The sequence below is a fragment of the Leisingera sp. ANG-Vp genome (assembly GCF_000813725.1).
Lineage (GTDB): Bacteria > Pseudomonadota > Alphaproteobacteria > Rhodobacterales > Rhodobacteraceae > Leisingera.
This window is the reverse complement of record NZ_JWLD01000097.1, coordinates 16,096-23,837: the sequence shown is the minus strand read 5'-3', so window position 1 is coordinate 23,837 and position 7,742 is coordinate 16,096. Positions and strand designations below refer to the sequence as shown.

The following is a 7,742-nucleotide window of genomic DNA, read 5'->3' as shown; positions in this document are numbered from 1 at the left end:
CCCCCCGGGCGGCCCCCCCCCCCCCCCGGGGGCCCCCGAGCGGGCGGGGGGGCTGGGAGGGGGGGCGCCCAAAAACAAGGAAGCGGCCCGTCGGGGCGGGGGCCCCCCGCCTGCAGCAGCTGTTCCAGTGCGAGATCCCCTCGGCCGGGCAGCAGATCATGGTGGGCGTCAACCAATGCCTCATGGCGGCGCTGTCGATGGTGATCATCGCGGCGGTGATCGGCGGCTTTGACGACATCGGCTGGGAAGTCCTGCTGACCATGCGCAAGGCCCAGTTCGGGCAAAGCCTGCTGGCGGGGTCGGTGATCGTGATCTTTGCCATCCTGATCGACCGGATGAGCGGCACCCTGACCCAGGACCGGCGCGACAAGCATGACCCGCGCGTTGCCTGGGGCATTCTGGCGCTGGGCGCAGCCGTCAGCGCAGCCTTCTGGAGCCAGGTCCAGCAGCCCGGCACCTATGCCCTGTTCAACCCGGTGGCAGACAGCGTCGACGCGGGCCTCTCGGCCTTCACCAGCGCCAATGCCGAGGTGCTGACCGCACTCAAGAACAACGTCTTGTTCTACGTGCTGCTGCCGGTCCGTATCGGGCTGGATCAGGCGGTTCTGCCCTTCACCTGGGGCTTTGCCTGGACCTCGGCGATGAGCCTGTGGCTGTTCGCGGCCGGCGCTGCCGCCGGCGCCGTCTGCGCAATCCGCGGCCGGCTGGCGCTGGGCGTCATGCTGCTCATCGCGGCAGGAATTCTGGAAACCGGCGTTTCGCAGCTCCCGTGGCCCTTTGTACTGGTTGGCGCCGGGGCGCTGGCCTGGGTCGCGGGCGGCCGCGGGCTGGCGGTTCTGACGGTGGTCCTGTTGGGCACCATCCTGCTGTCGGGCCTGTGGGAGCGGGCGCTGCTGTCGCTCTACCTCTCCGGTGCTGCGGTTTTTGCCTGCGCGGTCATGGGCGGCGCTATCGGGCTGGCCTCAGCGGTCTCCCCGGGCATCTGGCGCGTGGTGCGCCCGATCTGCGACATGCTGCAGACCATCCCGCTGTTTGTCTTCCTGATCCCGGTGCTGATGGTGTTTCAGATCGGCGAGTTCTCGGCTTTCCTCGCGATCATCGCCTATGCGATTGTGCCGATGATCCGCTACACCCGCCACGGCCTGGTCTCGACCCCTGACGAGATGATCGAAGCGGCCACCGCCTCCGGCGCCACCAAATGGCAGATGCTCAAGGACATCCGCGCGCCTTATGCGGCGCCCTCGATTCTCCTGGGGCTCAACCAGACCATCCTCTATGCCTTTGCCATGCTGGTGATCGCGGCGCTGATCGGCACCACCGGCCTGGGCCAGTCGATCTATCTGGCGCTGGGGCAGGCAGATGTGGGGCTGGGCATTTCCGCCGGCGCGGCAATGGCCATCCTCGCCCTGATCGCCGACCGTATGGTGCAGGGCTTTGCCGAGGAGCGGCGCAAGGCGCTGGGGCTGTGACCTCACCAGGCAACCAGTCAAAAGGGCGCCCCAGCGGCGCCCTTTTTTGATCTGGGGCAACGTTCTAAACTGCCCGCCCGCATATAGCTGCAACCAAGACTGATCTACGACTGGAGAGACGCCCATGGGCTGGCTTGAATTCACCGCGGCGCTGACTTTGTTCCTGGCCAGCCATGCGATCCCTGTGCGCCCGCCGGTGCGGCCCTGGCTGGTCGCCCGCCTGGGGCTGCGCGGCTACATCATTGCCTACAGCCTGTTATCGCTGCTGATCCTGGCCTGGCTGATCGTTGCGGCGGAGCGGGCGCCATTTGTCGGCATACTGCCCTATTGGGAGATCCTCCGCTGGGCGCCGCTGCTGCTGATGCCTTTGGCCTGCCTGCTGGCGGTCGCGGGCATGATGCGGCAAAACCCGCTCAGCTTCGGCGGCCTGGGCCTGCGCGCCTTTGACCCCGCTGATCCCGGCATCCTGGCTGTCAGCCGCCACCCGCTGCTGGCAGCCATGGCGCTGTGGGCCGGGGCGCATCTGCTGGCCAATGGCGATCTGGCCCATGTGATCCTGTTCGGCCTGTTTGCGGGATTTGCGGTGATGGGGATGAAGATCATCGACACACGCAAGCAGCGGCAGCTGGGGCAGGCGGAATGGACCCGGCTCAGCCGCAGCACCGCACGGCTGAACCTGGCCCGTCTGCGCCCCTCAGCGGGCGAGGCGGCGCTGGCGGCGGCTGTTTTCCTGGCGCTGCTGGTCCTGCACGCGCCCATCATCGGCTATCGCCCGCTGCCCTGGTAGGGGTTGACCCCGGCCGCCGCATGACCACCTATGAACCGACACGAGACTGGAGAGACAAACCGATGCACCTGGCCTATGTGATGACCGAAGAACGCGGCGCCACCGACCGTCTGCTGAGCGAGCTGGCTGAGAAACTGCAGGCCAAGGGCATTCGCCTGGCGGGCATCGTGCAGACCAATGTGGAATGCTACGACAAGGAGCTTTGCGACATGGATGTGAGGGTCTTGCCGGCGGGCGAAACCATCCGCATTTCGCAGTCTCTGGGTGCCGGTGCGCGCGGCTGCCGTCTGAACCCCGAGGCGCTGGAACAGGCCGTGGGGCAGGTCTCCGCATCGCTGCAATCGAGCGAGGCTCCGCAGCTGATGATCGTCAATAAATTCGGCAAGCACGAGGCCGACGGCCGCGGTATGCGGCCGGTGATCGGCGAGGCGCTGGCCCAGGGCATTCCGGTGATTTCGGGTGTCAACAAGATGAATGTGGAGCCTTTCCAGGCCTTCGCTGACGGCATGGCCGTAGCGGCGGGACCGGACCTCGACGCGCTGGTCGAATGGGCGGAGCAGGCCGTGGCCGAAACCGCCTGATTGCGGGAAACCGCTTCGAAATCAATCGCAAAGCCCGCATTCTTCATGCGGGCTTTTTGCTGCAGCGGGCAGCGCGCGGCCTGTCCAGCTTTGCTGCTGAACCACCATCGTCTGTCGTGTAAAGAGAGAAGATGGTGGGCGACCCTGGAATCGAACCAGGCGTGCGTCTCCGCGAGGGAGTTACAGTCCCCTGCCACACCTTGCGGCCTGTCGCCCACTGTCAGGTGAGTGTTGCACCTGACGTGGAGGCGTGATTACTAGCAGGCCAAACGGGCGTCAACAGGAAAATCGCAAGTTTTTCAGACAGCCCGCAAATTCTTTCTGCCGGAGAGTAAAATGTCCAAGAAACCCAAATGGGTCGTCGAAAAAGAACAGGCCAAAAAGGCCGCCGCAGCCGAGACCGTGTGGCTGTTCGGGCTGCATGCGGTGCGCGATGCATTGCAGAACCCGAAGCGCGAAAAACTGCGCCTTATGGTGACCATGAACGCTCAGGCAAAACTGGCAGATGCTATTGCCGCCTCCGGCATAGAGGCTGAGGTTATCGACCCGCGCAAATTCAATCCGCCGATTGATCCGCAATCCGTGCATCAGGGCGCGGCATTGGAAGTGAAGCCCTTGAACTGGGGCGGGCTGGCCGAAAACTGCATTGGCGCCGAGGCGCCCCGGGTGCTGCTGCTGGACCGGGTGACCGACCCGCATAATGTCGGCGCGATTCTGCGCTCGGCGGAAGTGCTGGGTGCCAGCGCGGTGATCGGCACCCGCCACCACTCGGCGCCCGAGACCGGCGCGCTGGCCAAGACTGCCAGCGGTGCGCTGGAACGCCAGCCTTACCTGCGGATGCGCAACCTGGCCGACACCATCACCGAGCTGCAGGGCATGGGCTTTCTGGTTCTGGCATTGGATGGCGAAGCAGAAGAGACCATCGAAACCGCGCTGGACGGCAAGAAGCACCTGCCGGTGGCGCTGGTGCTGGGCGCCGAGGGCCCGGGTCTGCGGCAGAAAACCAAGGAAACCGCCGACCAGCTGGTCAAGATCGATGCGGCCGGCGGCTTTGGCTCGCTCAATGTCTCCAACGCCGCGGCGATTGCGCTTTACGCCTCTATCGCCCGCTGACTTCGCCGCCCCGGCCGTCACAGGCCGATCACATCTGCGTTGGCTCCCTTTGCAAGGCTGCGGGCGTGGGGCAGAGTCGGTGGGCTGCTGAAAGAAACGAACGGAGAGACCTGTGATCCTGCGCCTGATGCTGACGGCTGTTGCGGTGATGTTTCTGTCCCTGCCGGGCTTGCCGCGGGCTGAGACGGCCGTGTTCTCGTCCCGCGGCGGCGTCGCGATCGGCGGCTATGATCCAGTTGCGTTTTTTGTGGACGGGGTTGCCGAGCAGGGGCGGCGCACACATGCGGTGATGTGGAAGGGCGTTGTCTGGCGGTTTGCCTCCGCCCGCAATCAGGCCCGGTTCGAGGCTAATCCCCGCGCCTATGCGCCCGCATTTGGCGGCTATTGCGCCTATGCCATGTCGCAAGGCCAGCTGCATGATGGCAACCCGCAGATCTGGGCGATTGTGGACGGGGAACTGTTCCTTCTGAACAACCGCCGGGTCCACCGCCTGTGGCAGGCGGATACCGTGCAGATGATTGCAGACGCCCGCCCGCATTGGCCGGTGATTCTCAGAAAATAGCGCGTCACCTCACAAAATCGAGAGGGGGCCTTTTATTTTTCCGACTGTGGCCCATATTCAATACAGACTGCGGAGTGGAACCACCGCAGATCTTTTTCACTGTCCCTCGTTCCATACCTAGCGCCCGGCATGTCCGGGCGCATTTTTATTTGTGCGGCCTGAACTCCGGAGGCGAATCCGCCTTTGCTGCGGCGGACGCCGGGGCTAGGGTGCGCAGCATGACTGATTACAGCGACGAGCATCTGAAAGCCGTGCTGCAGCGCACCAAGGTGGTGGCTGTGGTGGGCGTCTCTATGAACCCGGTGCGCCCCAGCTATTACGTGGCGCGCTATCTGGGCCTCAAAGGCTACCGGGTGATTCCGGTGAACCCCGGCCATGCAGGCAAGCTGCTGTTTGGGGAAAAAGTGCGGGCCAGCCTGTCGGAGATCGAGGCGCCGGTGGATATGGTCGATATCTTCCGCCGCTCCGAGGCGGTGCCGCCGATTGCGGACGAGGCGCTGGAAGCCTTTCCCAAGCTGAAAACCATCTGGATGCAAATCGGGGTGGAACATGCCGAAGCCGCCGCCCAGGCTGAGGCGCGCGGCGTCACCGTGATCCAGAACCGCTGCCCCAAGATCGAATACCAGCGCCTGTTCGGAGAGCTGCGCATGGGCGGTTTTGCCACCGGAATCATTTCCTCGAAACTATAGCACCAAGGGGCAGGGCGCTCCCGCCCGTTCCTGCCGCCCTGAGGGGCGGTAGTCACGGTTGGGCGTGGCGCCGCTTCGCGGCGCAAAGGGAAGAGAAGATTCTGCTGAGAAGCCCTGAGGCGCACCTGTGCCCCTTAGGGGCGTTTCCGATTGCAGTTGCTGCAGGCGCGTCAAGGGCAAGCCGCGCTTGCGCGCGGAGGCTCTGCCTCCCTTGACCCGTGACCGGGACGGAGGCGCGCTTCAGCCCTTGGGGCGGCTGGCCTTTTCGGCAATGCCGCTGAGGCCCTGGCGCTCGGCCAGCACCTGCAGAACGTCATCCAGCGCCACATCGCGCGCAGCCAGCATCACTAGGAAATGGTAGAGCACATCGGCGCCTTCGGAGGTGAGCCCCGCCTTGTCGTCCTTCACCGCCTCGATAATCGCCTCGATGGCTTCCTCGCCGAATTTCTCGGCGCATTTCTCCGGGCCCTTGGCCAGCAGCTTGGCGGTCCAACTGGTGTCCGGATCGGCGCCTTTGCGGGCCAGGATGGTGCTTTCAAGATCGTGCAGCAGGCTCATCGCAGGCCTCCTCAGTTCAGCCGCATCGGGATGCCTGCAGCGGCCATGTGCTCCTTGGCCTCTTGCACGGTGTATTCGCCGAAATGGAAGATCGACGCCGCCAGCACCGCCGAGGCGCCGCCTTTGGTGACGCCTTCCACCAGGTGATCCAGGTTGCCGACGCCGCCGGAAGCGATCACCGGCACATCCACCGCATCGGAAATTGCGCGGGTCAGCGGCAGGTTGAAGCCGGCTTTGGTGCCGTCGCGGTCCATCGAGGTGAGCAGGATTTCCCCGGCGCCCTTGGCTGTCACAGTCCGTGCAAACTCCACTGCATCGATGCCGGTGGGCTTGCGGCCGCCATGGGTGAAAATCTCCCAGCGGCCCGGCTCCACCGTTTTGGCGTCTATGGCGCAGACGATGCACTGGCTGCCAAACTGATCCGCGGCTTCCGCAATCACATCCGGGTTGGCCACTGCGGCCGAGTTGAAGGACACCTTGTCGGCGCCTGCCAGCAGCAGCGCCCGCACATCTTCCTTGGTGCGCACCCCGCCGCCCACGGTCAGCGGCACAAAGCACTGCTCAGCCGTGCGCTGCACCATGTCGAACATGGTTCCCCGGTTTTCATGGGTCGCGTGAATATCCAGAAAACAGATCTCATCCGCACCGGCCGCATCATAGGCTTTGGCGCATTCCACCGGGTCGCCTGCATCTCGCAGGCCGACAAAGTTGACGCCCTTGACCACGCGGCCATCGGCGACGTCGAGACAGGGGATGATACGGGTTTTCAGCATGATGCACTGCCTTCCAAGCAACTTGGCCCCGTGGGTACGCAATGACTGCCGAAAGCGCAACAGATATGGCAGCCCGTGCGCGTTTTGGTCCAATGCGGCAGGCATGCTAGGCTTGGAGCCAGCTTGCACCGTAATTGAATGGAGTGCCGCCATGCACGCTGTGTCCTGCCGCCGCCTGATATCTGCTGCACTTTGCGGGCTTGCGCTGGCAGCAGGCCCTGGGCAGGCGGGGGAAATGATGGCGGCGGAAGATCTGCTGGCAGTCATTCCCGGAGCGACCCTGACTGGGATTTCCAACGAGGATTTCCAGACCCGCTGGGCCCAGACTTATGACAGCGGCGGACCTTCGGGCAGCAGCACCGGCACCTTCGGGGAGCGGGCCTACACCTCGCAGTGGTCGGTCCGGCGCAACCTTTGGTGCGAGGACTGGGGCAGCGGTTCCGGCTGCTGGCGGCTGGAGCGGGTCGATGCGGTGACGATCCAGCCGTATCACGGGGACAGAAAGCTGCCGAATGCCTGGCGGATCATGCAGCCTGCGGCGGCGGAGTAGCGGGCAGGTTTGCCTTATTGCCGGTGGTATTTTGCTGCGCCTGGGTGAAAGGTTAGGCTTCGTGCTGAACGGCGTGCAGGGGGCGGCTGCGCAAGCGCCGGAACCCGCCGATGCCGGAAACGTGACTTGATCGCAGCACCCGGCTGGCTTGATTTCACCCCATAGTCTGACGATTTGGAGTTTTCGTGATGAAACCTAGCCTTATTCTTGCAGGAGCCTTTGCCCTCATGTCCGCACTTCCCGCCGCCGCCGAACTGATCAAGGTTCCCAGCCAGAAACCGGTCGCCGAGACCATGGACACGCTGCAGGCTGCCGTCGAAGGGGCAGGCGCCACTGTTTTTGCCCGGGTCGATCATGCCGCGGGCGCGCAAAAGGCCGGGCTGGAGCTGGACGGTGCGCAGCTCTTGATCTTCGGCAATCCCAAGCTGGGCACCCCGGCGATGCAGGCTGACATTCGCGCCGGGCTCTACCTGCCGCTGAAAGTGCTGGCATATGAAGACGCAGATGGGCAGGTCTGGCTGACTTACGAGGATCCCGCAGAGATGCTCTCGGGCCTGGATGTGCCGGCGGACGCGGGATTTCTCGCCAAGATGCAGGGTGCCTTGGGCAAGCTGACTGCAGCAGCTGCGCAGTAGCCGTTGTGACGGGGGGAGGGGGGGG

10 protein-coding genes and 1 tRNA gene are annotated in these 7,742 nt (G+C 64.6%); 8 read left to right on the top strand and 3 right to left on the bottom strand.

What is annotated here, in order from left to right:
- The 3 genes from RA20_RS23125 to RA20_RS23115 all read left to right on the top strand — a co-directional run.
- A partial coding sequence (locus RA20_RS23125; RefSeq protein ID WP_446720164.1) for an ABC transporter permease subunit occupies positions 1-1,469 on the top strand: 1,469 nt, incomplete at its 5' end.
- Positions 1,470-1,593: 124 nt separating this feature from the next.
- Positions 1,594-2,256, top strand: a complete 663-nt coding sequence (locus RA20_RS23120; RefSeq protein ID WP_039134684.1) for an NnrU family protein — start codon at positions 1,594-1,596, stop codon at positions 2,254-2,256.
- Between the two features lie 62 nt (positions 2,257-2,318).
- The gene (locus RA20_RS23115; protein WP_039134681.1) at positions 2,319-2,837 is read left to right on the top strand and encodes a DUF2478 domain-containing protein; all 519 of its coding nucleotides are present in this window, start codon (positions 2,319-2,321) and stop codon (positions 2,835-2,837) included.
- Positions 2,838-2,969: 132 nt separating this feature from the next.
- Here RA20_RS23115 and RA20_RS25600 read toward each other — a convergent pair.
- Positions 2,970-3,053, bottom strand: a tRNA-Tyr gene (locus RA20_RS25600).
- A 120-nt stretch (positions 3,054-3,173) separates the two neighbouring features.
- Here RA20_RS25600 and rlmB point away from each other — a divergent pair.
- From rlmB to RA20_RS23100, 3 genes are all read left to right on the top strand, one after another.
- The gene (rlmB, locus tag RA20_RS23110; RefSeq protein WP_039134677.1) at positions 3,174-3,950 is read left to right on the top strand and encodes a 23S rRNA (guanosine(2251)-2'-O)-methyltransferase RlmB; all 777 of its coding nucleotides are present in this window, start codon (positions 3,174-3,176) and stop codon (positions 3,948-3,950) included.
- Positions 3,951-4,062: 112 nt separating this feature from the next.
- Positions 4,063-4,512, top strand: coding sequence for a YHS domain-containing (seleno)protein (locus RA20_RS23105; RefSeq protein ID WP_241482320.1), 450 nt, complete (start codon positions 4,063-4,065; stop codon positions 4,510-4,512).
- Positions 4,513-4,730: 218 nt separating this feature from the next.
- Positions 4,731-5,201 (top strand): CoA-binding protein, encoded by a 471-nt coding sequence (locus RA20_RS23100; RefSeq protein ID WP_039134745.1) that lies wholly within the window; start codon positions 4,731-4,733, stop codon positions 5,199-5,201.
- Positions 5,202-5,441: 240 nt separating this feature from the next.
- On the opposite strand, the gene RA20_RS23095 is transcribed toward RA20_RS23100, so the two are convergent.
- A complete protein-coding gene (locus RA20_RS23095; RefSeq protein WP_039134674.1) occupies positions 5,442-5,759 on the bottom strand; it encodes a phosphoribosyl-ATP diphosphatase in 318 nt (105 codons plus the stop codon).
- Between the two features lie 11 nt (positions 5,760-5,770).
- Positions 5,771-6,532, bottom strand: coding sequence for an imidazole glycerol phosphate synthase subunit HisF (hisF, locus tag RA20_RS23090; protein WP_039134671.1), 762 nt, complete (start codon positions 6,530-6,532; stop codon positions 5,771-5,773).
- Positions 6,533-6,683: 151 nt separating this feature from the next.
- Here hisF and RA20_RS23085 point away from each other — a divergent pair, with 151 nt between their 5' ends.
- A complete protein-coding gene (locus tag RA20_RS23085; RefSeq protein WP_039134668.1) occupies positions 6,684-7,082 on the top strand; it encodes a hypothetical protein in 399 nt (132 codons plus the stop codon).
- 188 nt (positions 7,083-7,270) lie between these two features.
- Positions 7,271-7,717 (top strand): DUF302 domain-containing protein, encoded by a 447-nt coding sequence (locus tag RA20_RS23080; RefSeq protein WP_039134664.1) that lies wholly within the window; start codon positions 7,271-7,273, stop codon positions 7,715-7,717.
- Positions 7,718-7,742 lie beyond the last annotated feature (25 nt).